Annotated in this window: 27 protein-coding genes; 16 read left to right on the forward strand and 11 right to left on the reverse strand. The window is 63.8% G+C overall.

The genetic code is table 11. The features are described 5' to 3' along the window. Window positions 1–203 precede the first annotated feature (203 nt). On the forward strand, window positions 204–434 hold the full coding sequence (locus tag RS897_RS21570; protein WP_315830753.1) for a hypothetical protein: 231 nt from the start codon (window positions 204–206) through the stop codon (window positions 432–434). Between the two features lie 79 nt (window positions 435–513). Here the strand turns inward: RS897_RS21570 and RS897_RS21575 are convergent, their stop codons facing one another. Then, on the reverse strand, window positions 514–1,665 hold the full coding sequence (locus RS897_RS21575; protein ID WP_315830754.1) for an L-dopachrome tautomerase-related protein: 1,152 nt from the start codon (window positions 1,663–1,665) through the stop codon (window positions 514–516). Window positions 1,666–1,863: 198 nt separating this feature from the next. Here RS897_RS21575 and RS897_RS21580 point away from each other — a divergent pair, with 198 nt between their 5' ends. Next, window positions 1,864–2,283: a winged helix-turn-helix transcriptional regulator gene (locus tag RS897_RS21580; RefSeq protein WP_407654273.1), complete on the forward strand. Its 420-nt coding sequence runs from the start codon at window positions 1,864–1,866 to the stop codon at window positions 2,281–2,283. On the opposite strand, the gene RS897_RS21585 is transcribed toward RS897_RS21580, so the two are convergent. Then, the gene (locus tag RS897_RS21585) at window positions 2,258–3,187 is read right to left on the reverse strand and encodes a LysR family transcriptional regulator (protein WP_315830755.1); all 930 of its coding nucleotides are present in this window, start codon (window positions 3,185–3,187) and stop codon (window positions 2,258–2,260) included. The two genes, RS897_RS21580 and RS897_RS21585, sit on opposite strands and share 26 nt — an antisense overlap. 104 nt (window positions 3,188–3,291) lie before the next feature. Here RS897_RS21585 and RS897_RS21590 point away from each other — a divergent pair, with 104 nt between their 5' ends. Next, window positions 3,292–4,170 carry an ABC transporter substrate-binding protein gene (locus tag RS897_RS21590; RefSeq protein WP_315830756.1) on the forward strand — a complete coding sequence of 293 codons (879 nt, stop codon included), beginning with the start codon at window positions 3,292–3,294 and terminating at the stop codon, window positions 4,168–4,170. 106 nt (window positions 4,171–4,276) lie between these two features. On the opposite strand, the gene RS897_RS21595 is transcribed toward RS897_RS21590, so the two are convergent. The 5 genes from RS897_RS21595 to RS897_RS21615 form a co-directional block, all read right to left on the reverse strand. After that, window positions 4,277–4,687: a hypothetical protein gene (locus RS897_RS21595; protein WP_315830757.1), complete on the reverse strand. Its 411-nt coding sequence runs from the start codon at window positions 4,685–4,687 to the stop codon at window positions 4,277–4,279. 7 nt (window positions 4,688–4,694) lie between these two features. Next, window positions 4,695–5,021: a hypothetical protein gene (locus RS897_RS21600; protein ID WP_315830758.1), complete on the reverse strand. Its 327-nt coding sequence runs from the start codon at window positions 5,019–5,021 to the stop codon at window positions 4,695–4,697. Between the two features lie 50 nt (window positions 5,022–5,071). Next, window positions 5,072–6,169, reverse strand: a complete 1,098-nt coding sequence (locus RS897_RS21605) for a hypothetical protein (protein ID WP_315830759.1) — start codon at window positions 6,167–6,169, stop codon at window positions 5,072–5,074. Between the two features lie 92 nt (window positions 6,170–6,261). Continuing rightward, a complete protein-coding gene (locus RS897_RS21610) occupies window positions 6,262–7,098 on the reverse strand; it encodes a S1/P1 nuclease (RefSeq protein ID WP_315830760.1) in 837 nt (278 codons plus the stop codon). 99 nt (window positions 7,099–7,197) lie between these two features. Then, the gene (locus RS897_RS21615) at window positions 7,198–8,010 is read right to left on the reverse strand and encodes an enoyl-CoA hydratase (protein WP_315830761.1); all 813 of its coding nucleotides are present in this window, start codon (window positions 8,008–8,010) and stop codon (window positions 7,198–7,200) included. A 154-nt stretch (window positions 8,011–8,164) separates the two neighbouring features. Here RS897_RS21615 and RS897_RS21620 point away from each other — a divergent pair, with 154 nt between their 5' ends. Both RS897_RS21620 and RS897_RS21625 read left to right on the forward strand, forming a co-directional pair. Continuing rightward, entirely contained in the window at window positions 8,165–8,506 is a 342-nt protein-coding gene (locus RS897_RS21620) for a HopJ type III effector protein (RefSeq protein WP_315830762.1), read from the forward strand. A 148-nt stretch (window positions 8,507–8,654) separates the two neighbouring features. Beyond that, window positions 8,655–10,457, forward strand: a complete 1,803-nt coding sequence (locus RS897_RS21625; RefSeq protein ID WP_315830763.1) for an NAD(P)/FAD-dependent oxidoreductase — start codon at window positions 8,655–8,657, stop codon at window positions 10,455–10,457. A 74-nt stretch (window positions 10,458–10,531) separates the two neighbouring features. Here RS897_RS21625 and RS897_RS21630 read toward each other — a convergent pair whose 3' ends face one another. Next, entirely contained in the window at window positions 10,532–11,344 is an 813-nt protein-coding gene (locus tag RS897_RS21630) for an MBL fold metallo-hydrolase (RefSeq protein WP_315830764.1), read from the reverse strand. A gap of 145 nt (window positions 11,345–11,489) precedes the next feature. On the opposite strand from RS897_RS21630, the gene RS897_RS21635 reads away from it, so the two are divergent. Further along, window positions 11,490–12,377 (forward strand): LysR family transcriptional regulator, encoded by an 888-nt coding sequence (locus RS897_RS21635; protein WP_315830765.1) that lies wholly within the window; start codon window positions 11,490–11,492, stop codon window positions 12,375–12,377. Window positions 12,378–12,390: 13 nt separating this feature from the next. On the opposite strand, the gene RS897_RS21640 is transcribed toward RS897_RS21635, so the two are convergent. Next, window positions 12,391–13,161: an IclR family transcriptional regulator gene (locus tag RS897_RS21640; protein WP_315830766.1), complete on the reverse strand. Its 771-nt coding sequence runs from the start codon at window positions 13,159–13,161 to the stop codon at window positions 12,391–12,393. A 173-nt stretch (window positions 13,162–13,334) separates the two neighbouring features. Here RS897_RS21640 and RS897_RS21645 point away from each other — a divergent pair, with 173 nt between their 5' ends. From RS897_RS21645 to RS897_RS21670, 6 genes are all read left to right on the forward strand, one after another. After that, window positions 13,335–14,309: a Bug family tripartite tricarboxylate transporter substrate binding protein gene (locus RS897_RS21645; RefSeq protein WP_315830767.1), complete on the forward strand. Its 975-nt coding sequence runs from the start codon at window positions 13,335–13,337 to the stop codon at window positions 14,307–14,309. Between the two features lie 214 nt (window positions 14,310–14,523). Further along, complete coding sequence (locus RS897_RS21650) at window positions 14,524–15,135, forward strand: flavin reductase family protein (protein WP_315830768.1); 612 nt, start codon at window positions 14,524–14,526, stop codon at window positions 15,133–15,135. A 33-nt stretch (window positions 15,136–15,168) separates the two neighbouring features. Next, complete coding sequence (locus tag RS897_RS21655; RefSeq protein WP_315830769.1) at window positions 15,169–16,029, forward strand: fumarylacetoacetate hydrolase family protein; 861 nt, start codon at window positions 15,169–15,171, stop codon at window positions 16,027–16,029. A 1-nt stretch (window position 16,030) separates the two neighbouring features. Then, the gene (hpaH, locus tag RS897_RS21660; protein WP_315830770.1) at window positions 16,031–16,834 is read left to right on the forward strand and encodes a 2-oxo-hept-4-ene-1,7-dioate hydratase; all 804 of its coding nucleotides are present in this window, start codon (window positions 16,031–16,033) and stop codon (window positions 16,832–16,834) included. Between the two features lie 18 nt (window positions 16,835–16,852). Beyond that, window positions 16,853–17,242, forward strand: coding sequence for a RidA family protein (locus RS897_RS21665; RefSeq protein WP_315830771.1), 390 nt, complete (start codon window positions 16,853–16,855; stop codon window positions 17,240–17,242). 173 nt (window positions 17,243–17,415) lie between these two features. Then, complete coding sequence (locus RS897_RS21670; protein WP_315830772.1) at window positions 17,416–18,291, forward strand: amidohydrolase family protein; 876 nt, start codon at window positions 17,416–17,418, stop codon at window positions 18,289–18,291. 111 nt (window positions 18,292–18,402) lie between these two features. Here the strand turns inward: RS897_RS21670 and RS897_RS21675 are convergent, their stop codons facing one another. Then, complete coding sequence (locus RS897_RS21675; RefSeq protein ID WP_315830773.1) at window positions 18,403–19,299, reverse strand: LysR substrate-binding domain-containing protein; 897 nt, start codon at window positions 19,297–19,299, stop codon at window positions 18,403–18,405. Window positions 19,300–19,437: 138 nt separating this feature from the next. On the opposite strand from RS897_RS21675, the gene RS897_RS21680 reads away from it, so the two are divergent. From RS897_RS21680 to RS897_RS21695, 4 genes are all read left to right on the forward strand, one after another. Beyond that, entirely contained in the window at window positions 19,438–20,625 is a 1,188-nt protein-coding gene (locus tag RS897_RS21680) for a CaiB/BaiF CoA transferase family protein (protein WP_315830774.1), read from the forward strand. A 112-nt stretch (window positions 20,626–20,737) separates the two neighbouring features. Further along, entirely contained in the window at window positions 20,738–21,745 is a 1,008-nt protein-coding gene (locus RS897_RS21685) for a Bug family tripartite tricarboxylate transporter substrate binding protein (protein ID WP_315830775.1), read from the forward strand. Window positions 21,746–21,931: 186 nt separating this feature from the next. After that, the gene (locus tag RS897_RS21690; protein WP_315830776.1) at window positions 21,932–22,789 is read left to right on the forward strand and encodes an NAD-dependent epimerase/dehydratase family protein; all 858 of its coding nucleotides are present in this window, start codon (window positions 21,932–21,934) and stop codon (window positions 22,787–22,789) included. 206 nt (window positions 22,790–22,995) lie between these two features. After that, window positions 22,996–24,300, forward strand: a complete 1,305-nt coding sequence (locus RS897_RS21695; RefSeq protein WP_315830777.1) for an IS4 family transposase — start codon at window positions 22,996–22,998, stop codon at window positions 24,298–24,300. A gap of 123 nt (window positions 24,301–24,423) precedes the next feature. On the opposite strand, the gene RS897_RS21700 is transcribed toward RS897_RS21695, so the two are convergent. Then, the gene (locus RS897_RS21700; protein ID WP_315830778.1) at window positions 24,424–25,314 is read right to left on the reverse strand and encodes a cation diffusion facilitator family transporter; all 891 of its coding nucleotides are present in this window, start codon (window positions 25,312–25,314) and stop codon (window positions 24,424–24,426) included. Window positions 25,315–25,608 lie beyond the last annotated feature (294 nt).

A 25,608-nucleotide genomic window follows, 5' to 3' on the forward strand; every position in this document is an offset into this window, starting at 1 on the left:
TTAGCCGAGTCGCCGAGGTCAAGCCCGCGTATGACGCAGAGTGTTGTCGAAGCGCATGTCACCTCACTTTGTCATGGTCAGCCTTATCCCGGCGGCGCTTCCTATGCTGCGGCTATGCGCCGAGGTCCCGTTCAATCTCGATTTCCTATAAGCGGCCACCTACCTGCCGTGTGTTGGGGACTGAGACCAACAGGACCAAACTCATGATGAAAATCACCACACTTGCCACTTCGCTCACGATGCTGGCCATGCTTTCCGGCGCCGCCCATGCAGGATCGACGATCTCCGATCAGCGCTACTGGCCCGATGAGATCCACCGCGCCAGCCAGCCGGTCGTCGAACACCCAACCGAGGCGTTCGCCGGGATGGCGCCGCTGCAGGCGCCAGCGCCAGCCGTCCATCGTTATGACGGCGGACCGAAGTCGGAGGACTGAGTCGCTTTCGTCACTTTGTGTGACCTCAAGCCGGATCCCTCCGACTTGAGGTGATGCAATGCGACGTGAGCTTGTTCGCTCAGCGCGACAGATATCCCGGCGCCAGCGGCTTGAAGCGGTAGATCAGATACGGCATCTTGTTCTCCGCTTTGCCGCCGTGGAACATCGCCGCCGCCGAGACCTGCGACGCCGACACATACATGTAGCCGTCCGGCCGGTAGGTAATGCCGTCGGGCCACACCAGGTCGGGATCGCTGGCGAAGGTGCGGTATTTGCGGTCCGGCGTGATGACGCCGACCGACTTGGTTTCCACCGCGGTGAGATAGAGGTTGCCGTCATAGTCGATCGACAATCCGCCATTGTTCGGCTTGTCGGCATATCGCTCGACCTTGGCGCTGAGTTGTGTGGCCGATAGCGTCTCGTTGTTGAGATCGTCGACACGGAGACGATAGACAGCGCGGCCGCTGAGCGGCGCGAAGTACAGCCATTCGGCCTTGGGATCCATGGTGATGCCGTCGCAGCCGACTTTGATCAGCGTGGGCTTGCCGTCCTTGCCGGGCACCGTCAGATCCTGGCCATCGACCGTAATCGGCACGTTCTCCGGCACCGTCGAGCGGTCACCGTCGAGCAGGCGCCGGGCGCGCCCGGTGTCCATGTCGATGACGATGATCGCGCCGTGCGAGCCGTCGCCGCCCGGGCCGATGTCCTCGTCGGCGATGTAGAACTTGCGGTTCTTGCGGTCGATCACGATGTCCTGCGGCTGCGACCCCGCGCGCGTCACCGGTTGCGGCATGTAGTAGATTCGCTCCAGCCTGTTGTGACGCGTATTCCAGCCGACCAGCTTCGGCGTGATATGGGTGCGAAAGCCCATGTCGATGATCCAGACCACGCCGTCTTCGTCCGAGCGCAGCCCCAGCACATTGTCGAGATACTGATCGGTGCCGGGACGCGGCGTGTTCCACTCGGCATTCGGAAACGGTTCGAACGTGGTCGGCGACGTCAGCTTCGCCACCCGCACGTCGGGGCTGTAGAACGGATGGTGGCTGAAGATCACCTGGTTGTCGGGGGTGAACGCGATGTTGCCGACCGATTGCGGCAGCCGCGCGAACACTTCTATCGCGGCCGTGGCCGGCTGCTGTGCGACTGCGGAAGATGATGCCGCCCCCGCTATCGCCATCATTGCGATACCGGTGAGAAGCTGAAGACTCATGCTCTGCGAACGCAAGGCCATGCGCGGTCCCTCGATTGGTGTGACTATCCTCCCGGCGTCAGCGCGATCCCCCGCCGTTGCCGGCTGCGGCAGAGATCGTTTGGCGTGATCGTCAACAGCCTGTGAAGGACGCACGCTCTTGGTTGCGCCGGGATAGCGCGCTACAGTACGGACACACAAGTACGCACAGTGGTGGGACACAGTATCACGGAGTGAACCATGGCGAGCTTTGCCGACCGGATGAACGACAAGAGTTATGACTGCGCGCCCGGCTGTCCGATCGAGGCGACGCTCGATCTGATCGACGGCAAGTGGAAGGCGATCATCCTCTACCATCTGCTCGGCGGCACGTTGCGCTTTGGCGAGATGAGAAAACGATTGTCCAAGATTACCCAGCGCATGCTGACGCGGCAGTTGCGCGAACTGGAAGAGGTCGGCCTGATCAGCCGCACTGTGTTCGCCCAGGTGCCGCCGCGGGTCGACTACGCACTGACCGCACGTGGCCGCACCCTGGAGCCGGTGATCCGTGCGTTGTGGATGTGGGGCAATGAGCATCTCGGCCGCGGTGACGCGGTGTTCGACGCTACGTCAAACGTGGTCGAGTTGCCGCGTGTTACGCGCCCCGCGCAAACAAGCTGAAACACACCTGCCGCAACCAGCGGTGGCCGGCGTCGCGGTGATAACGCTCGTGCCAGTATTGCGCCACAATGATCGGCGGCATCGTCACCGGTGGCTTGAAGCTCGTGAGTTTCAACCGGTCGCCGATGGCCAAAGCGAGGTTCGCCGGCAACGTGGCGATGCCGTCGGTCTCGGCCGCGACCAGCGCGGCCGCGACAAAACTCGGCAGCCGCAGCAGCACCCGATCCGGCGGGATCAGCGCCTCGATTGCCTGCTGCGCGGTGGTGTGCGCCGCATGGCCGGTCTCGGACGCGGTGATCAGGATGTGCTGCGCGGCGCGAAATTCGCCGAGTCGCATCAACTGCAGCCGTTTGGGGTGCCCGCGCCGCACCACGCTGAGATAGCCGTCGGTATAGAGCTGTTGCCGGCGCAGGTCGCGCGGCGCCTTGGCGTAGGCGCCCAGCGCCAGATCAGCCTCGCCGCTGGCGAGCTTGGCCTCGAAGTTGCGGGCATCCAGCGGCAGCGCCTCCAGTTTCAATCGTGGTCCCTGTGCGGCCAGTCGCGCGGTCAGCGGCGGCAGGAAACGCAACATGCCGACATCGCTGACCAGCAGGCGAAATTGCCGGTGCGACGATTGCGGATCGAACGGCACCGTGGGCGGCGACGTCAGGCTGTCGGCGGCGCTTAATAGATTTCGCAACGGGGTCAGGATCTCGGCGCCCTTCGGTGTCGGCCGCATGGTCTGGCCGTCGCGCACCAGCAGCGGGTCGTCGAAATGCGCGCGCAGCCGCGCCAGCGCCTTGCTCAGCGTGGGCTGGGTGGTGTCGAGCAGGGCGGCGGCGCGGGTCAGCGAGCCCTCGCTGAGCATCACCTGCAACATCCGCAGGTCGCGCAGCTGCAATTCCACATCATTCTCAGTGGGCATGACCATCATTCCATCCGCGGCATCGCCAGAAGATGCGGCCGGGCCTAGCCTCGCGTCAAGGCTGAGATAACGGCAGTTCAAACAACCTTCGTGGGAGCAAACGCATGGCAAAATTCAGGATCGAAGCGCATTTTCGGCTGCAGGAGTGGGTGGCGGAAGAGAAGGGCTATTTCCGCGACGAGGGGCTCGATTACGAGTTCCGCGAGCTCATCCGCTCCAGCGACGGCGCCCATCATGTCACCCAGGGCCAGAGCGGTGCGTTCCAGAGCATCGAGAAGGGACGCGAGGCGAACATCACCTGTGCCTGCCACTGGACGGTGAATGTCGCGGCGTCGCGCGGCCACACCAAGCTGTTCGCGGACGCCTATTCGGTGGCGCCGTCGGGCATTTTTGTGCGCGCGGATTCGGCCATCAAGTCGCCGGCCGATCTCGCCGACGTGCCGATTTCGGTCGGCTTCCAGTCCGGCAGCCACTATGCCACCATCCAGGCGCTGGAGTCCTACATGCCCAGCGACAAGATCAAGCTGTCGTTCGATGAGGGCATGCTGTTCAGCCGGATGGAAGCGTTCTTCGAGGGCAAGTCGCAGGCCGCGACCCTGTTCGGCGGCCCCTATTATTTCGCCGAGCAACTGGGATATCGCAAGCTGATCGACACCACCTTCATGGTCGGCGCCATGATCAATGGCGATCCCGACATGGCCGATGTGCGCAAATACTTCAACGCCCTGCGCCGTGCCCAGCGCGACATCGACCTCCGGCCGGAGCTCTACACCCACTATTACAAGATGGAGTTCCCCGAACGATTCCATGCGGCGATGGACACGCGGCGCTGGGGGCCGGGCGAGCGCATCGTGTTCGAACCCTACAGCCGCGAGGTGTTCGAGCAGTCGTTCGACTGGATCGCCAAACACGAGATTTTCGAGTCCGGCAGCATGGGCTCGGGCAGCTACGAGAATGCCACGGTGTCGATGGCACTGGCGTAGCCTGCGCTGTCTGACGGTGCGCGGGCGACCGCGCCCCTGCAGGATCGTAGCGTGATGGGCAAGCTGGTGGTGACAATGTGAGGGACACGCGCTCTCACATTGGCCCTCAATGCATCAGCAGAAATCCGGTCGCGATGGTGAATCCCATGGCCAAGATGAAGGTTGCGCTCATGACGAGCGCAGGCGTCTTCACGTTGCTGCCGTTCGCCAGGTCCTCGATTGCCTGAGTCTGGCTGTCGTTCAGCGTGAGGCCATTTTGTTTGCGGTCCAGGGCATCCAGTGTGCCGGTGATCGCGCCGAGCGTCGCCACGGCGGCGAGGATCGCCACACCAAACAAGATCCACGCCACGAACATCGACCACGGCACCGATCGCGTTCCGGCTCCGCTGGCAGTGGTCTGCACGACCTTTTCCAAAAAAGTGACCGTCAACGCGATCACGCCGGTGGACAGCGTGATGATCTGCTTGGTGGTATCTGCGGCCGATTTCAGGCCTTCGGACGAGGGCTTGTCCGCCATGGTCCACCTATGAACAGAACGGCCACAGCGGGCAGAGCTTGCCGAGCGCCGAGTTAAACGTGTTTTCGCCGAGCTGATCGCCCCTGAGTTCGAACTGCTCCGTTTTCGCGTTAGCGGACGAGACCATGGCGTCGACCATGCGCTTGAACGCCTCCTCGCCCTGCTGGATCAGCTTGTCGCGCTCGGCCGCCGGCTTGGCGAACACATCTTGCGCGCCACGTTTCGCCGCCTCTCGCATCTCGCTCTCGGCACCGACGCCGAATTGGCGGCCATGCGCCTTGGCATAGTCGACCGCGTCTGTGAAAAATTTCTTCTCCAAATCCGCCTGATTCATGAATGTCCCCGTCTTCCCTGGAAATCGCTCTGTGATGAAAAAATTCGGCTCTAATCCCCCATGCGCCGCGTCAACACGGCGGTCGACACCTTGAGCGGTTCGCCCTGCACCACATGGGTCATGTTCTGCAGCGCGACCGCAGCGTGGGCCGCGAGCACATCGGAAATCTCGCTGGTGTCGGTGGTGAAGCGGATCTTGCGCAGATAGGCGTCGGCATTGGCGCCGCGCGCCAAACGAAACAGCTTCGTCATCATGTCGTCGACCTTGAGGCCGGGACGGGTGACCTTGCCGGCGGCATCGAACTCCGCATCGCGCTGCCAGTAGCCATCACGGTCGAAGAAGATCATCGGGATGAATGCCGCCGCGTCCTTGACATAATAGTTGCGCTCGGCATCCTCGAAAATTTCTCGGATGGTGCCGCCGCTGCCACGCGCATAGACAATGCCGGCGCGCGAATTGGTGATCAGCGTTTCCTCGCGGATGCTGTTCTGGAAATATTTTGCATAGTGACTGGCGAAGGGAACGGTCGGCTCCTGGCCATACAGCCAGGTCGGCACGCCCAGGCTTTCGCCGGTCTCGGGCGGTGCGAGCGCCCGCGCCTCCAAGGCGGCGTTCATCCATCGTCGCGCGGCATCGAGATCGTCGGCGCGGTCGGGCACAAGTGTGCCGTCGTCCGCGATAGCGCCGATCAGGTCGGGCAGTGCGGTGGCCTTGGCGAGCACGGCCAGCGCCTTGTCCACGGTGGCGACATCGGCATGGGCGAACCAGGCGCCCATGTGCGCGGCTTCCATGGCGCCGGGCCCGCCGCCGCTGACGATCAGATAGCCTTGCCGTGTCAGCTCGCGGGCCAGCAGCGCGACGTCACGGTAGCTGTCGTCGCCGCGGTTGACCGCATGGCCGCCCATGATGCCGACCAGTTTTGGCGTCCGGTTGTCGAGGAAATGCTTGAGCGCTTCCGAGATATGGGCGTCGTGGTCGGCCTGGGCACGGCGGATGGCCAGCGTCTTCGGGCTTGCGGCGCCGTCGGCGATGTACTGGCGGAAGACGCCAAAGTCCCAGGAGCTGGCGAAGCCCATGGGGGCATCGGGCTGATAGCCGGCGAGCAGGTCGGCGGAACTGTAGAGCTCGGTCGGGTTGGCGTAGGGCATGGCCATCTCCGTCGCAAAGAAATTCGGACAGTCACGTTTCGGCAATATCGAAAAATCAAAAGCTGGACGTTAAAACAACAGTGTGCCGTGCCTCAGGGCGCGGTGCAATCCGTGCTCGCATAGGCATCGTTCAGGAATTTCGCAAGCCGCAGTCCGCCAAGCCCGAGCTGGCGATCCAGGACCGGGAGTGCCGTGCGATAATAATCGTCGTCGAGGGTCATGGTGGCGGGAACTGCATTCCAGACCTCGCGGGCCGCGGCATGGGCTGTTACGGCCCAGCTCTCCGGCGCCATGTCGCCGGGATCGGTGTTGGTCTTGAGCCAGCCATTCTCCAGCCGGTCGACATAGGCGCCCCACGCCCATACGGTCCTGGTGATCAGCGTGACATCCCACACCGTGTGCAGGTCGCTGGGCGTGCGCTGTGGCACGCACTTGCCGAGGCAAACCTGGCCGCGCATGAAGACGTCGACCTTGAAATCGTTGCCGCCATGGTCATCCAGCACCGCGTGCAGCGGCTGATGGATGTCCCCGATGAAATGCACCGCGTATTTCAGCGCTTCGGCTTTCTGCGCATCGGTTTCCGCGCAGCGTAGCTCGCGTTTCAGCCGGGCGATCTCCTTGACCACGCAATCGCCCCTCGCAGCGTCGTCCCTGCAGTCCCGCCCCGGCTGATAGTCGCTGAGCGCGAGGGGGATGCTGACGAAGTGCCAGTTGTAGGTCGCCGGCCGCTCGTTGCGCACGTCGTCGGCCCAGCTTCCGACCGAGGCCAGCGAATGGCCGCGTCCGAGAAGCTTCTCCACCATCGCCGCCGCCGCGGCATTGAGGCGGCGCTGGGCGATTTCGGCCACGATGGAGTGGCCTTCCGGTCCCCAGGCGAAGGCTTGCGATGAAACACACAGGGCTGCTGCTGCCAACGCGATGCGTCGCATCGTCATCTCCTTGGGGCGAGGCTCTCGTAGGTATGTCGTCGGCGGCGGCGTTCGGTTCAGTGTGTCATTGCGATGTTACAATCGGAAGACGAGCGGGCATCACCGCCCGGTAAACGCAGGCAAGCGCTTTTCCACGAAATGCTTCACGCCTTCCTTGAAGTCGTCGCTTGCAAGACTCAGCGCCATTTCATGGTCGGCCACGTCCATGGCTTCGTCGAGCGACTGCATCGGGCTCTGCCAGAGCTGCCGCTTGATGACGCGCAGCGATCGCGGCGACGACAGCTCGGCGAGCTCGTTGGCGTAGGCGAGGGTCGCGGGCATCAGTTCGTCACCGGGATAGAGCCGGTCGGCCAGGCCGATCCGTAGCGCCTCGTCGGCCGTCACCTTGCGCGCGGACAGCAGCAGGTCGGTCGCCTTCGACAGCCCGACCAGGCGGGGCAGGGTCCAGCTGATACCATGTTCGGCGATCAGGCCGCGGCGTGCAAAGGCGGTGGTGAACACGGCCTGTTGCGATGCGAAGCGCATGTCGCAGAACAGGGCGAAGCACAGGCCGAGACCCGCGCAGGGGCCGTTGACCGCGGCGATGATTGGTTTGGAGACCGCGGGAAAGTAAGTGTTCTTGCGCTGGAAATCCTTGCGCGATGTCGGGTCGAACGGGGGATCGGTGGCTTCTTCCAGACGTCCCGCGCCTGAAATCTGGGAAAGGCGCTTCATGTCCGCGCCGGCGCAGAAGCCACGCCCGGCGCCGGTAAGCACGATGACACGAACATTGTCGTCCTTGTCGGCCTGTTCCATCGCCGCGCGGACTTCCTGTCCCATCACGGCAGTCCAGGCATTGAGTTGATCCGGCCGATTGAGGGTGACGACGGCGACATGATCGGTCGCGGTGTAGTCGACTTCGGTGAACGACATGCTGTTTCTCCCGCCATTGTTTTTCATCATTGTTTTCCTGGCCGCCGCGGGGGCGATGTGCTGGGCACGATAGGGGGCGGCATGTTAGGGGGCAACGCGATTCTCGAAAAAGCGCAGGGCCAGCTCGTCCGGCTGTTCAACCAAGGAAAACGTCATGACTGATCTGAAGACCCTGCTGGCCGGCCTCGACTCCGGCGAGCACATGTTCGCCGAGACCCTGGCCTTCATCGCGGCGCATTACGACTACCAGCCGCAGGCATTCCGCAACGGTGAGCTGGACAACGCCGCGGGTCAGAACGAGGGGGCCTGCAAGACGCTGGGCCTGGCCAAGCTGGAAGGGCTGAGCGACCAGCAGGCACTGCTGGCATTCGGCGAGCATTATCGCAGCGTGCTGGCCAAGCCCGACGGCAGCGACCACGGCAACATCCGCAACCTGATGGCGCACGGCCTCGCAGGTGTGACGTTTGCCGGGCCGCCATTGACTCGCAAGGGGTGAACGGCCGTCGCTTTTGTGCGCAGGGAACTAAAATCTGTGTCGCACCGCGACAAATACGCCGGCTCGACTCCGCGATAACGAAGCGTAAGCTTGCCGTCTGCTCCAACGAGCCCAGGCTCGCCTAAAAAATAAAAATGCGGAGGACACCATGCTCGATAAGGCCCCCAACGGCAAAGTCTCCGAAATTCTTAATGCGCTGGATGCGGCGCTTTCGGCCGGCGATGTGGATCGCGCCGTCGCTCTGTTCCAGACAGATTGCTACTGGCGCGATCTCGTGACCTTCACCTGGAATATTCGCACCATGGAGGGCAAGGATCAGGTTCGGGACATGCTGAAGCCGCAGCTGTCAGCCACCAAACCGTCGAACTGGCGGATCGCCGATGGCGAAAACGCCTCCGAGGCCGATGGGATCACCGACAGCTGGATTGAATTCGAAACCCATGTGGCGCGTGGCTTCGGGCACATTCGTGTGAGGGACGGCCTGATCTGGACGCTGCTGACCAGCATGAGCGAGCTGAAGGGCCACGAGGAGCCGCTCGGCACGGATCGTCCGATGGGCGCGAAGCACGGCGTCGACCGCAACCGCAAGACCTGGAAAGAGGAGCGGGAGGCGGAAGCGGCCGAGCTCGGTTATACGCGCCAGCCGTATTGCGTCATCGTTGGTGGCGGGCAGGGCGGCATCGCGCTGGCGGCGCGGCTGCGCCAGCTCGATGTGCCGACCATCGTGATCGAGCGCAACGAACGCGCCGGCGACAGCTGGCGCAAGCGTTACAAGTCGCTCTGCCTGCACGATCCGGTCTGGTACGACCATCTGCCCTATTTGCCATTCCCGCGGAACTGGCCGGTGTTTTCACCCAAGGACAAGATCGGCGACTGGCTGGAGATGTACACCAAGGTGATGGAGCTGAATTACTGGAGTTCGACCACCTGCAAGACAGCCTCCTACGACGACAAGGCCGGCGAATGGACCGTGGTGGTCGAACGCGACGGCAAGGAGATCGTGCTCAGGCCGAAACAGCTGGTGCTTGCCACGGGAATGTCGGGCAAGGCCAACGTGCCAAAGTTCGAGGGCATGGAGTCCTTCAAGGGCGACCAGCATCATTCGTCGCAGCATCCGGGGCCGGACAATTATCGCGGCAAGAAGGCGGTGGTGATCGGCTCCGACAATTCCGCGCACGATATCTGTGCGGCGCTGTGGGAAAATGGCGTCGACGTCACCATGGTGCAGCGCTCGTCCACCCACATCGTCAAGTCGGACTCGCTGATGGAGCTCGGGCTGGCCGGGCTCTATTCGGAACAGGCGGTCGAGGCCGGCATGACCACGGCCAAAGCGGACATGACCTTTGCGTCGATCCCTTACAAGATCCTGCATCAATTCCAGATCCCGGTTTACAACGCCATCCGGGAGCGCGACGCCGATTTCTACAAGCGGCTGGAGAAGGCCGGCTTCATGCTTGACTATGGCGACGACGAGTCCGGCCTGTTCATGAAGTACCTGCGCCGCGGCTCCGGCTATTACATCGACGTCGGCGCCTCCGACCTGGTCGCTGACGGCAGCATCAGGTTGAAAAGCGGCGTCGACGTCAAAAAGCTGACGGCGAATTCGGTGATCCTCAGCGACGGCACCGAGCTGCCCGCCGATCTCGTGGTCTATGCCACCGGTTACGGCTCGATGAACGGCTGGGCGGCCGACCTGATTTCAAAGGAAGTCGCCGCCAAGGTCGGCAAGGTGTGGGGCCTCGGCTCCAGCACCACCAAGGATCCCGGCCCCTGGGAAGGCGAGCAGCGCAACATGTGGAAGCCCACCCAGCAGCAGGCACTTTGGTTCCATGGCGGCAATCTGCACCAGTCGCGGCATTATTCGCAGTATCTGTCGCTGCAGCTGAAGGCGCGCAAGGAAGGCATCGCCACCCCGGTGTACGGGCTGCAGCAGGTGCATCACGCCGGGTGAGTCCATAGAGGCTGAAAATCGAAGCGTCTCGGCGGTTTCAGTACCGCCGTGGCGCGTTCGGTTGAACCCCGATCTTATTGACGGCGTTCCACAGCCTGCGGCCCATGGATGTGACGTTCGATCGAGCGCGCCACCGCCGCCTTGGCGTCGTGCCTGATCTCGCCGCGGTCCGCAAACGGCGAATAGATCGCGTCGAAGTCGAGCGCGGCGAGGCGCCCGCCGATACGCTCTACCTCCGCGGCCGGCAGCGGCACGTAGTTCGGATAGGACCACATGAAGGCGACATGCCTGCGATCCGGGGTCACCAGTAGGGTGTCGCCCGGCAGCAGTGCGCGTTGCTCGGCCCAATGCAGCAGGGATGATCCGGGATAATGTCCGCCGAGCCGGTGCAGCGTGAGGCCTGGCAACAGCTCGCGCGTGTCGCCGCTCCAGTGATCGAGATGATGATCGGGCTCGGCCACCCATTCGTGGTCGGCCTCGTGCACCAGCACCGGACAATCGAAGGTGCGGCCCCAGGTCGCGATCGCGCTGTAGAAATGCGGATGCGAGATCGCGATCGCCTTGAGGCCGCCCAACGCGCGGATGATGGTCGTTGTCGCTTCGTCCAGCAGGCTGATGCAATCCCACAGCACGTTGCCGGCCGGCGTCTGCACCAGCAGCGCGCGCTGGCCGATGCCGAAACGCGGCACGGTGGTGATCGAGATCAAGCCCGGCGCAAGCTGGTGGAAGGCGTTGGAATGGCCGGCCGCGAGTTGCGCCGGTGTGGTCCAGCGCTGGCCGGTTGGCGGCACGAACTGCCTGTCGTCATCGCAGATGAAGCAGCGATCGGGCGGGGCCTCGCTGGGCGCATATTGCAGGCCGCAGGTCTCGCAAATGAACTGCTGCATCGGGCGTTCCTTTCTCTGTCTCACCGGCATTCCCAAGGCAGTCGTTAAAGCCGGGAGGTGTCAGTCGTTAACGCGGGACCTAATTGGTTGCCAATTCTATGGCAATATGGAATTGAGGACAGATACTATTCACTATTGGTGATGAATGGATCATCTCACCGCACTTAAGGTCTTCCGGCAGGTGGCGGAGCTCGGCAGCTTCGCCCAAGCGGCACGGGAGCTCGGCCTGTCGCCGCCGGCCATCAGCAAGAACATCAGCGAACTCGAAGCCCATCTCGGCGTGCGGCTGTTCAACCGCACCACCCGCCGGGTCAGCCGCACCGAGGCGGGCGCGCGTTATCACGCACAGGTGGCCCGCATCCTGGACGATCTGGATCGCGCCGACGCCTCGCTTGGTCCGATGCAATCGACGCCGAGCGGACTGTTGCGGGTTGCGGCTCCCCTGACATTGACGCTCCTGAAGCTGTCTGCCGCGATGCCGGCCTTTCTCGCCCGTTATCCGGAATTGACGGTTGACCTGCAGATGAGCGACCGCCGCGTCGATATCATCGAGGAAGGCTTCGATGTGGCGATCCGCGGCAGCGACGCCATGAAGGACTCCAGCCTGGTCGCCCGGAAGCTGATGACCATGCGGCATGTGGTGTGCGCGTCGCCCGCCTATCTGGAAAGCGCCGGCACGCCGGCTGTTCCCGCCGATCTGCGCCGGCACAGCAGTGTTCAGTTCACACTGTCGGGACATGCCGATGAATGGGAATTTCGCGGTCATGGCGGCACCGTGCGGGTGCCCATCTCTGGTCGCTACAAGGTGACGTCGAGCCTCGCGGTGCGCGACGCACTGCTGGCCGGCTTCGGCCTCAGCCTGGTCCCGCGGATCTATGTCGAAGACGACCTCGCGAAGAGGCAGCTTGTTACCGTGCTCGATGACTGGTCGGCCGTCGAAACCGCCATCTATGCGGTCTATCCCTCGCGCGGCCCCGTTGCCGCCAAGGTGCGGGCGTTTGTCGATTTCGTGGTGGAGCAGTTGCGGGAGTGACGACGCGCAAGGCTCATCCGGCCATCTCCATTTCCACCGCCCGCGCGGTGGCGAGCAGCGTGTCCGCCACGTCCGCCTCGCGGCGCGGACCCAGCCGGTTGCGGATCGCCGACAGCGTGATCGCGGCCACCGGCGCGCCGTCCGGATTTTTGATCCAGACCGAGATCGATTTCGTGCCCTGCACCAGCCCGACATCGGCGATGCCATAGCCGCGCCGTCGCGCGGCCTGGATCCGCGCCAGCACCACGGCGGGGGTGGTGCGATAGGGCTCGAAGCGCACCGCATTGGTCGCGACGATCTTGCGGGCCTCGGTTGCCGGAAGGGCCGCGAGAATGGCGACACCGGCGCTGGAGACGCCAAGCGGCCGCCGCGCACCGACCTCGATCGACAGCACCTGGATCGGATAAGCGCCGATGCGGCGCGCCACGGACAGCGTGTCGAGCCCGGTGCGCACCGTGAGGAACAGCGTATCGCCGAGCACCTCCGATGCCCGCGCGAGATGTGGTTCGGCCGCGACCAGCAGCGGCGAGCGCGAGGGACGCGCCAGCGCCAGCTCGCCGACCTGTCCGCCGATGGCATAACGTCCCGCGGCGTTGCGCTCGACAATGCCTTCCTCGATCAGCACATGAACGATGCGATGCACGGTGGGGCGGCTCAGTGCGGTGGCCTTCACCACCTCGCTCAGCGGCACGCCGGTATCGCGCCCGGCGGCAAGCAGCCGCAGCACGCTCAGCGCCCGGCGGATCGCCTGTGCACCCTGGCGCGGCTGGCGCTCGCTGATCATGACGGTCCCCTTGGGTTTGTCCACAATATGGACAAAAACAGCACAATTCCGTCGACACGGGAAGGGCGATGACGGATACCGCGCCATGATGCTGTGTGCGGACGGAACCAACCGTCGGCGGATATCACAAGAACACGATCGCGGTGCGAACACCGGTTTTCGGGAGGACAATGATGAGATTTTTGGCCCAATGCCTTGCGATCGCGGGCGCCGCCGTGGCGCTGCTGATCCAGCCGGCGGCCGCGCAGCAATGGCCGGCGCGTGCCGTGAAGGTGGTGGTGCCGTATCCCGCCGGCGGCAATGTCGACGGCGCCGCGCGCATCATCGCCAACCGGCTGCAGGAGATCCTGGGCCAGCCCTTCATTATCGACAATCGCGCCGGGGCCGGCGGGCTCATTGCTGGCGAGATGTTCGCCAAGTCGGCGCCGGATGGCTACACCTTGTTCATCGGCGCTAACGGCCCGGTGTTGTTCGCCCCCGAAATCAACAAGCGCGATGCCTACAACTGGAAGCGCAACTTCCTGCCGGTGACGTCCATTTCGATGACGCCGCTGGTGCTCGAGGTGCATCCGTCGCTACCGGTCAAGACCCTGAAGGAGTTTCTCGATCTCGCCCGCAAGGATCCCGGCAAGCTGACGCTGGCCTCGCCCGGCGCCGGCACCACCAATCATCTGCTCAGCGAACTGATGCAGTCGACCCTCGGCCTCGAATGGCTGACCGTGCACTACCGCGGCAACGCGCCCGCCATCAACGACCTGATCGGCGGCCAGGTGCAGTTCGCGCTGGACCAGATTTCGGTGGGACTGCCCTACATCAAGAGCGGCATGGTGCGCGCGCTTGCCGTCACCGGCAGCCATCGCGCCTCCTGGATTCCCGACGTGCCGACCTTCGCCGAACTCGGTTACAAGGATCTCGACGGCCAGACCTTCACCGGCCTGTTCCTGCCCGCCGGCACGTCCGCCGACATCGTCAGCAAATTGCACGACACCGTGGCGACGATCCTGAAGGATCCGGCGATCATCGAGAAATTCAACGTGCTGGGCGCGGAAGCCGTGGCGATGACGCCTGCGGAATTCACCGCATACCTGGAGCGCGAAGACGCCAAGTGGATTCCCGTGGTGCGCAAGGCGAATATCAAGGCGGAGTAGGGTTGCCGTGAAGGCGTGATGCATGAGCCTTCTCACTCAGCGTCATGGCCGGGCTTGTCCTCAGCGACTCGGCTTCGCCGAGTCGCGGATACATCCACGTCTTTCTTACGGCGATGCTGTAAAGACGTGGATGCCCGCAACAAGTGCGGGCATGACGCCGAGGAGGATGAGGCGCATCGCCTCTCACGCGCAATGAACCAACAAGGACTTCCCCATGCAAATCGACCCCGCTGAACTCGGCGCCGAAAAAACCTACCGGCTGATGACCGGCATCGTGGTGCCGCGGCCGATCGCCTGGGTCAGCAGCCTGTCGGCCAAGGGCGTCCTCAACCTCGCGCCGTTCAGCGCCTTCACCTTCGTCTCGCAGAAGCCGCCGATGCTGGCGATCAGTGTCGGCAGCAAGGCGGGCGTCTACAAGGACACCGCGCACAACATCCTCAACACCGAGGAGTATGTGATCCACATCGCCGATGCGCCGCTGATGGATGCGGTGCATGAGAGCTCGGTGGAGCATCCCCCCGAAATCAGCGAAGTCGAGGTGCTGAAGCTCGCGACCGCGCCGAGCGAGCGCATCAAGGTGCCGCGGCTGACCGCGCCGCCGATCGCGATGGAGTGCCGTTTCCGCCAGTGTCTGGAATTCGGCGAGACCCGCAGCCGGCTGATCGTCGGTGAGGTCGTGCTGATCCATGTCCGCGACGGCTTGTTCAACAACGGCAAGATCGAAACCGAAGCGCTGGATCCGATCGCCCGCATTGCCGGCCCGCGTTATGCGCGTCTCGGCGAGATCGTCACCTTGCGGACGGTGCCGCAAACATCGAAATCCTGACACCAGCGATTCCATCCTCCGGAGCCTGAGCCGATGCGCCTGCTGAGTTATCTCGTCAATGACAAACCCTACTACGGTGCAGCAACTGCCGGAGGCGTTGTCAATCTCACCGGGCGGATCGGGCATCTCTATCCCGACCTGAAAAGCCTGATCGCCGGCGACGGGCTCGAGGCCGCGCGCAAGGCCGTGGCCGGGCAGGCGGCCGATCACGCGCTTGACGATCTCGTGCTGCTGCCGCCGATTCCGGCGCCGGAAAAGCTGTGGTGCATCGGCGTCAACTACAAAGACCGCAACGCCGAGTACAAGGACAATTCGGATCTGCCGAAATATCCGAGCCTGTTCGTGCGTAATCCGTCCTCGGTGGTCGGCTCCGGCCAGCCGATCGAAAAACCGAAGATTTCCGAACAGCTCGATTACGAAGGCGAGCTTGTCATCGTGATCGGCAAGCAGGGCCGCCACATTCCCCGCGACAAGGCGTGGGAGCACATCTTCGGTTTGACCTTGTGCAACGAAGGCAGCGTGCGCGACTGGCTGCATCACGGCAAGTTCAACGTGACGCAAGGCAAGAACTTCGATCGCTCCGGCAGCATCGGGCCGTGGATCGTGACGTCGGACGACAACGATCCGCGCGGGCCGCATGACATCGTCACCCGGATCAATGGCGAGGTGCGCCAGCAGGATTCCACCGAGCGGCTGATGTTTCCGTTCGATTTTCTGATTCATTATCTCTCCACCTTCGCGACGCTCAAGCCCGGCGACATGATCGCCACGGGCACGCCGACCGGCGCCGGCGCGCGCTTCACCCCGCCGCGCTGGCTCAAGCCCGGCGACGTTGTTGAGGTGGAGTCTTCCGGGATCGGCTTGCTCTGCAACACCGTGATCGAGGAGGCCTGAGATGCTGGATCAATCCACCATCGACCGCTTGGCGCAGCGCCTGGATGACGCCGAGCGCAGCAAGTCGCTGATCCGCGCCTTCACCCTGGAGCATCCAGAGCTCTCCATCGAGGATGCCTATGCGATCCAGCGCGCCTGGACGAAACTGCAGCTCGCGCGCGGCCGGATCATCAAGGGTCACAAGATCGGCCTGACCTCGAAGGCGATGCAGAACGCGGTCGGCATCGCTGAGCCGGACTACGGCGTGCTGTTCGCCGACATGTTCTATGCCGACGCAAGCCCGATCCCGTTCGACCGTTTCCATGCGCCGCGCATCGAGGTCGAGCTGGCCTTTGTGCTGAAGACGCCGCTGAAGGGGCCGGACTGCACCCTGTTCGACGTACTCAATGCCACCGATTATGTGACGCCTGCGCTGGAAATCCTGGAAACCCGCATGCACCGGATCGATCCGGACACCAAGGCCGCGCGAAAAGTGATGGATACGATTTCCGACAATGCGGCGAACGCGGCGCTGGTGGTGGGCGGCCGGCCGTTCCGGCCGCTGGATGTCGATCTGCGCTGGATCGGGGCGCTGCTGTTCCGCAACGGCCAGATCGAGGAAACCGGCATCGCCGCCGGCGTGCTCAATCATCCGGCGCAAGGCGTGGCCTGGCTCGCCAATCGCCTCGCGCCACATGATGAAGAACTCAAGGCCGGCGAAATCGTGCTGGCGGGCTCGTTCACCCGCCCGGTCGATATCAGCCGGGGCGACACTTTCCATGCCGATTACGGGCCGTTCGGCTCGGTGTCCTGCCAGTTCGTGTAGCACAAGAGGGAAGTCATCATGGCCGACGTCAGGCGCAAGAGCATCAACATCGGCGGCTTCGCGCACAAGAACCCGATCCCGAACGCCTGCCGCATCGGCAACCTGCTGATATCAGGCGTCATCCTGGGACGCGATCCCCAAACCAACGAGATGCCCGCTGACATTGCGACCCAATGCGCCAACATGTTCGCCCACATGAAGGCGATCGTGGAGGCCGGCGGCGGTTCGACCGATGACATCATCAAGATGACGGTGTGGCTGCAGGACCGCTCCCAGCGCGCCCCGGTCAATGTCGAATGGCTCAAGATGTTCCCCGACGAACATTCGCGCCCGGCGCGTCACGCCCAGCAGATGGACATGGAAGGCGGCGCGCTGGTGCAGTGTGATTTTGCGGCGGTGATCGGGTGAGGATTGGATCACCTCGCATTGTCGTTGCCGGGCTTGTCCCGGCAACCTCGCTTAGGGACGCACTGCCCACCTAAGCGGGATCACCGGGACAAGCCCGGTGATGACAAAGAGGGAAAGTAAGCATCGCGGAAACACGCGGTCTCGGTCATGACATCGAGCTAAGGACGCATACCATGCCCGCCTATCTCCCGTTCGACCCCAACCCCCGCCGCCCATCTAAACCGCCGCCACCAAAATCCATCGACAGCCAATTCCACGTGCTGGGACCGCTGGACAAATATCCGATACGCGCGGGGGCGGCGTATCAGATGCCGACCGCCACCTGGGAGGCGGCACAACGGGTGCATCGCGCGCTGGGTTTCGAGCGCGGCATCATCGTGCAGACCACCACTTACGGAGCCGACCACGCGGTGGTGCTGAATGCGCTTGCGGCCATGGGGCCGAATTATCGCGGCTGCGCCAATGCGCTGGTGTTCGCGGAAGCCGACGACGCGTATCTGGCGAAGCTGCATGACGCCGGGGTGCGCGGCGCGCGTTTCTCGTTCCGCCAGGAACTCGGCGCGGTGCTGTCGGACAAGGATTTCGCCCGCGCCATCGCGCGTATCCGCGAACTCGGCTGGTACGTAAAGATCCAGCCGGAGAAGGACGGCATCGTCTCCAGCGTGGACAAGTATCGCGCGCTCGATGTTCCCGTGCTGATCGATCACATGGCGCGGCCGGACCCGACCCGTGGCAAGGACGATCCGAATTTGAAGATCATGCTGGAACTGCTGGCGCAGGGCAATTTCTGGGTGATGTTGTCGCTGGGCGAAAAGACCTCCAGGGACGGTCGGCCGTGGGACGACGTGATTCCGATCGCGCGCGCCTATATCGAGGCCGCGCCGGACCGCTGCGTCTGGGCGAGTGACTGGCCGCATCCGGTCTCGGTGGTGCAGCCGCCGAACGATGCCGATCTGCTGGAACTGCTGTATCGCTATGCGCCGGATCAGGCGGAGTTGCAGAAGATTCTGGTCACCAATCCGGCGAAGCTGTTCGGATTCGCGGATTAAGCAGGCTCGTGTGTCTGATACGCGCATGGCCGGGGCGTTTCTACACCCCGCGTCAAGCTGGATTGCCCGGCGACTCGACAAAGCCGCCGCCGCGCCCAGCGATGCCATCCGCTATCTCCCCTTCGCCTTCTCCAGCGCCAGCGCGCGAAAGCGTTTCGCTGTGCTGCTGTCGTGGCGCGGGTCGTAGGCCAGCGCAATGCCGATGGTGGCGGAGGCCGAGGCATCGGCGAGCTTGCGGAACACCACGGCTTTCGAGGCGCGGGATGCGGCAATCGAGGGCACCAGCGCCACGCCGAGCCGGCTTTCCACCAGCGAGACCACGGTGTCGACCTGGACGGCTTCCTGCGCCACGCCGGGCGAAAAACCGGCGTCCTGGAACATCGCGGTGGTGACGGCGCGCATGCCTCCGACTTCGCCGGCGGCATAATGCACGAACGGCTCGTCCGCGAGGTCGCGCAGCGCGAGGCGGCGCTTGTTCGCCAGCGGGTGGCCGGCCCACAACGCCGCGATCAGCACGTCGCGTTCGATGGTGATGCAACGGATCGCATGGCGATTGCGAAACGGCATGCGGACAATGCCGATGTCGAGGGTATGGGCCTCGAGCATGGCGACGATCTGCCCGTTGGTGCCTTCCTGCAGTTCGAGTGCGACGTCCGGATAGCGCGCGCGGAACAGCGGCAACAGCCGCGGCAGCAGCGCGTAGGTTGCCGATCCCACGAATCCGATGCGCAGCCGGCCCGCTTCGCCGATGTCGACTGCACGGGCGATGCGCACGGTCTCCTCGATATGAAACAGCGCCGCTTTGGCTTCGCGCAGTGCGCCGGAGCCGGCCTCGGTCAGGCTGACGCCGCGCGAGGAGCGGTTGAACAGCCTGACGCCGAGCTCGGTCTCCAGTTTGCGGATCGACACCGACAGTGGCGGTTGCGCCATGTTGAGCCGCTCTGCCGCGCGGTGGAAATTGCAGGTTTCGGCCAGCACGACGAACTGGCGAAGCTGACGCAGTTCCATGGTGTGATTCCCTGGGGCGTTTCCTCCGCCCGGCGAAGTGATATTCAAAACGTATCGAGTGATGGTCAAACGATATTGGACATATAAAGTCGCAGCAACCATTGTCGTCGCAAAATCAAGCAATCATCAGGGGGAATTATGCTGCCGCTGTCCGGCATGAAGGTCGTCGATCTCTCCAGCGTCGTGTTCGGTCCGCTGGCCGGGCAAATCCTCGCCGACTACGGCGCCGATGTCATCAAGGTCGAGGCGCCCGAGGGCGACATGACGCGGACCATCGGTCCCGCCGCCGAGCCCGGCATGAGCGCGATCTTCCTCGGCGTCAACCGCAACAAGCGCAGCATCGTGCTGGATCTGAAGCGGCCGGAGGCGCGTGCGGCGCTGCATCAGCTGCTCGCCACCGCCGACGTGCTGATGCACAACATCCGGCCGCAGAAGCTGGCGGCGCTGGGGCTGCAGCCGGAGACCTTGCTCGCGGCCAATCCCCGCCTGGTCTATGCCGCGCTGAACGGCTTTGCCGAGGCCGGGCCGTATGCCGGCAAGCCGGCCTATGACGACATCATCCAGGGGCTCGCCGGCTGCGCCGCGCTGATGGAGCTGCAGGGCGGCGTGCCGAACTATTTTCCGACCATCGCCGCCGACAAGATCTGCGCCCAGGTGGCGGTCCACGCCATTCTCGCGGCTCTGCTCGGCCGTGCGCGCACCGGCCGCGGCGGTGCCGTCGAAATCCCGATGTTCGAAACCATGACCGCCTTCAACCTGGTCGAGCATTTCTACGGCCGGCATTTCGACCCGCCGCTCGCACCGGCGGGCTATGCGCGGCTCCTGAGCCCGTGGCGGCGGCCGTTCAAGACGCAGGACAGTTATGTCTGCCTGCTGCCCTATACCACGAAGAACTGGCAGGATTTCTTCAGCGAGGGAGGGCGGCCAGACCTCGCCGGCGATCCGCGTTTTGCGAGTGTCGGTGGGCGCACCCAGCATATTGCGGAGCTCTATCAGGCTGCGGCCGGCATCATCGCGACCGGGACGACGGAAGCCTGGCTTGCATTCTGTCGCAAGGTCGATATTCCGGCCTCGCGCGTCAACCGCCTGGACGAACTCGATGCCGATCCGCATCTCGTCGCCACCGGCTTTTTTGTCGATGTCGAGGACGATCGCAGCGGCCGGATGCGTTTTCCGGGATCTTCAGTGCGTTTCGACGGTGAGCGCGCGGCTGTGCGCATGCCGCCGCGGCTCGGCGAGCACACCCGCGAGGTGCTGGCCGCTGCGGGAGTGAGCGATGGAGAGGTCGACGCATTGATCGCAAGCGGTGCCGCGCAGGCTGTTTGACCATGGCGCGGCGAGCCTTCCGAGACCATTCGAAATACAGAGGCAGAAAGCCCAGATACGTTCGCAACCGAGGAGGATGCATCCAATGAGGCTTGCTATGAAACGATTTGGCATGAAACGATCTGGCGCGATGCGACTCGATCGCGCCGCATCTTGCGTGCTGGCGGCGCTTGTCGCCACGACGGCGATGGCGCTGACGACGGCCGCTCGCGCGAGCGATTATCCCAATCGTCCCGTCAAACTCGTGGTGCCGTATCCCGCGGGCGGTCCCACCGATATCTTCGGTCGCACGGTAGCGGATTTCCTGGCGAAGGATCTCAAGCAGGCCGTGGTGGTGGAGAACAAGCCCGGCGCCCAGGGCGCGATCGGCGCGGAGGCGGCGGCGCGCGCCGAGCCCGATGGCTACACCCTGTTCGCCGCCGCCGGCTCGATCATCGTGATCAATCCGCTGCTGTACAAGAAGCTGCCCTACGATGCGGTCAAGGATTTCCGCATGGTGTCGCTGATGACGGAGGTGCCCGTCGTCATGGAGGTCAATCCGTCGGTGCCGGCCAGGACGGTCGCCGAATTCGTCGCCTATGCCAAGGCCAATCCCGGCAAGCTCAATTTCGGCTCCTCGGGCACCGGCGGCACGCTGCATATGGCGGGGGAAATGTTCAAGCAGATGGCCGGCATCGACATGGTCCACGTGCCCTACAAAGGCGTGGCGCCGGCGTTGACCGATCTGTTGTCGGGGCAGGTCAACGTGATGTTCGACACACTCAGCACCTCGCTGCCGCATATCAACGCCGGCGCGCTGCGTCCGCTCGGCGTCACCTCGGCGGAGCCGGTGCCGGACCTGCCGAACGTTCCGACCATCGCTGCGAGCGGCTATCCGGACTACAGCGTGAGGGTCTGGTACGGCGTGGCGGTGCCGGCGAAGACGCCGGACGACGTGGTGCAGAAACTCACCGCGAGCCTTGATCGCGCCCTCGGGGAGGCGGCGTTCCGTGCCACGCTGGAAAAGGTCGGCTATGTGGTGTTCAAGCCGCGCAGCAGCGAGGCGATTGCGAAGTTCGTCGACGAGGACCGCGCGCGCTGGAGCAGCGTGGTGAAGACGCAGAAGATCTCGCTGGACTGAGCGTGTGAGGCCGTTGCGAGGCCAGGACTTCAGGTGCCGGGATTTCAGGTACCAAGACTTCAGGTACCAAGATTTTTGAGACCAAGACACTTGGTACCAAGGCTCTTGGTACCAAGACGTTTTGATGACTCGAGGTCTTCCACATGACATCTTGGCACATCGTCCATCGCAGTGCTACATCGCCGCATGACCGAAATCGATCTCCGCGCACTCGTCGTCGGCGGCACCGGCGTGGTCGGGCGTCATATGATGCACCACCTCGCCGTGCGCGGTTTTCAGCCGACCGGGCTGTCCCGTTCGGCCCGGATGGAGCCGGGCTGGATTCGAGGCAATGTCGCCGATCCCGGCGCATGGATCGACCAGTTGCAGCCTTGCCATACCGTCTATACGTCGGCATCGATTCCGTTGCTGGTGCCGGCAGTTTCCTGTTTCGCCGACAACGGCGTGCGCCGTATTGTCGGAATTTCCACGACCAGCGTGCTCACCAAGCTGGAATCGGTGATTGCGGAAGAACGCGACGCTCTCGCGGGACTGGTGAAAGGCGAGGAAGAGTTCATTGCCGCCTGCGAGCGGCATGGCATCGGCTGGACCATCCTGCGGCCGACCCTGATTTATGACGAGGGCAGGGATGTCAATGTCACGCGGCTGGCAAACCTGATCCGGCGCTACGGGGTCATCCCGCTGGCCGGCCGGGGATCAGGCTTGCGTCAGCCGGTGCATGCCGAGGACCTCGCAATCGGCGCCATCGATGCGGCGGCGAGCGAGGCCGCAGTCAACCGCACCTATGTCGTCCCCGGCGGCGAGACCCTGACCTATCGCGAGATGGTCGGGCGGATCTTCGATGGTTTGGGGCGGCGGCGAAAGGTCGTGCCGGTGCCGGCGCCGCTGTGGCGCGCCGCGTTCAAGCTGGCGCAGCCGCTATTCCCCCGTGCCAATTTCGCGATGGGCGATCGCATGAGCAAGCACATGACGTTCGACGCCTCTGAGGCGCAACGCGACTTCAACTGGCGCCCGCGCGGTTTTCGTCCGCGCTTTACGGATTAGAGCGGAACAAAGTCAGGGTGAATCGGTCTTTTCCGCGTCCTCGGTTCACCTCTCCCCGCCTGCGGCTCTCGTATGCACACATCTTGCCAGATGATTTGATCACTGATTCCGTGGGTTGTTCGATGATTCACGGAGCGTTCGATGTCTGGACTGGAATTTGGCCTGGGGCGGTTCGGCGACCTGCGGCTGGAAAAAGGGGGGCGCGTTTGCACGCGGCGCTGGTCGACCGACCGGGGTCGTGCATCCGCCGGCTGGGCGGGACGCGGGCCGGCGAGATGCAGTTTACGCGCTTTCTTCGCAATGGGTCGGTGACGGCGACAGCGATGGCTGAGCACGCGGCGGAGCGGACGGCGGCGCGAGTTGCAGGGCGCGATGTTTTGGTCGTGCAGGATACGAGCGAGCTTGCGTTGGGAGGTCGTCGTGCCAAGGCCAATGGCTACGGTCCGGTGGGAAAAGGCGGGGCGCTGCGTGGGCTGTTGCTGCACGCGGTTTTAGCGGTGGATGCCGGTACCGGTGCGGTGTTGGGCCTCGTCGATGCGCCGGTGAGGAACCGCAGCGGCGGCAAGGTCAAATCCCGCCGATCGCGGACGACGGCGCAGAAGGAATCGCAGCGCTGGCTCGATGGGACGGCGCGTGCCGGTGCGGTGCTGGCAGCGGCGCGGAGCATCACTGGCGTATCGGATCGGGAAAGCGACATCTACGAGCACTTCGTGCAATGTCCGGCCAACATGCATCTGATCGTGCGGGCGTGCCAGAATCGACGGATTGAAGCCGACGATGAGGAGCAGACGAGGCTGCTGTTCGCGCACGTTGACAGCCTGCCCGAACAAGGCCGCTTTAGCGTTGAAATCCCGGCGGCTCCGGGACGGGCGGCGCGCACGGGCGAACTGGCTGTCCGCTTTGGCCGCGTCGAGTTGCGCAGGCCGCTGCATGGCGCCTCTGATCTGCCGCCCGCGACCACGGTGAGCGTTGTCGATGTCCGCGAAACCTCGGCAACTGAGGGCGAAAAGCCGATCCATTGGCGGTTGCTGACGACGCACACGGTCAGGAGCCTTGCCGATGCGCAAAGGATCGTCGGCCTCTATCGGATGCGCTGGGTCATTGAAGAATACTTCCACACCATCAAGACCGCAGGCTTCAGCATCGAACAGGCCGATATCGCCGACCCCGAAGTCATGATCAAGCTGGTCGCGGCCATCGCCATCGCGGCAGTCACGGTGATGCAACTTGTCAAAGCTCGCGACGGTACCACCGATCAAAGCCTGCTCGAGGCCTTCGAACCAGCCGATCAACCAATCCTGGAGGCCGTCTCGGCCCGCCTGGAAGGCAAAACCGCACGCCAACAGAACCCGCATCCGAAGGGATCGCTCGCCTTCGCCGCATGGGTCATCGCTCGTCTCGGCGGCTGGACCGGTTACTATGATAAACCTGGTCCAAAAACCATGCGTCGGGGTCTCGACGACTTCCAGCGCATCAAATACGGCACCACCTTGAGGCTCCAAGATGTGTGAATCGGAGAGCCGCCTGCGGGGAGAGGGAGCGCGCATCCGTTGCTGCAACGGTTCGACCCCACCCATTATGACAGATGATCGAACCAAATCTTATCATGCTGTTGAGTGTTCAGGGCACTATCGTCACACGATCGGCACGCCGCCGGGGTGCTTGGCTTTCTCTTCCGGCTCGACGTGGATGTGGATGATCAGGTCCGGGATGTCCTTGTGAAGCGCGGCTTCGATCTGGTCGCACAAGGCATGCGACTCGGAGACGGTCATGGTGCCGGGGACCACCAGGTGAAATTCGATGAAGGTGGCGCGCCCGGCGTGCCGGGTGCGCAGATCGTGGGCCTCCAGCGCGCCGTTGGCATGGGTCGAGATGATGTTGCGGACGCGGGCCAGCGTTTCCGGCGGCGTGGCCTCGTCCATCAGCCCGCCGATCGATTCGCGCATCAGCTTCCAGCCCGCCCACAGAATGTTCAGCGCCACCAGCGCCGCGAGCAGTGGATCGAGCTGCAGCCAGCCGGTCATGGCCGTCAGTCCGACACCGATGATGACGCCGCCGGATGTGATGACGTCGGTCCACAGATGCTTGGCGTCGGCGACCAGCGCCGGTGATCGCCAGCGGCGGCCGTATCGCAGCAGGATGGCGCACCATGCCGCATTGATCAGGCTTGCGGCCGCATTGACGATCAATCCCTCGAACGGAGCGTCGAGCGGTTTCGGCGCCAGAAATCCATGATAGGCCTCGCGCAGGATGGAGAGCGAGGCGACGACGATCATCACGCCTTCGAGAATGGCGGACAGATACTCCGCCTTGTAGTGCCCGTAGGGATGATTGGCGTCCGGTGGTTCGGCACTCAGCCGGACCGCGAAAAATGCGGCGATGGCGGTGGCGACATTGATGATGCTTTCCAGGGCGTCGGAATAAAGCGCAATGCTGCCGGTCAGATGGTACGCAAAATATTTGAGGCCGAGAACAAGCGCCCCGACGGCGATGCTGCCGAGGGCGAGCTTGAGAGTCCTGTCCATGAATCTATCTGCCGGGCAACGAAGGAGATGCAGCGACCGTGCGCCGTGGCGGGAGATAGCGGAGGGCGCCGCATGCGGCAACGATTATGTTCGCTATTGAGACTGACTTGCATCTTTTCAACAGCGCGGCCGCAGCCGGTGCTCCCAACGGCGCGCGCAGCATGTTTTGTTTCGCAAAAATCGATGAATTCGAAATTTTGACATGCGCCTGCACGGGGTGGTCGGGTACCGGATTGAGAATGGTTCCACCGTTTCCGTGATTTTTCGCGCGATGGGCCGGTATGCCGCCGGCGG

Origin of the sequence: Bradyrhizobium prioriisuperbiae (genome assembly GCF_032397745.1) — a bacterium.
Classification (GTDB): domain Bacteria; phylum Pseudomonadota; class Alphaproteobacteria; order Rhizobiales; family Xanthobacteraceae; genus Bradyrhizobium_A; species Bradyrhizobium_A prioriisuperbiae.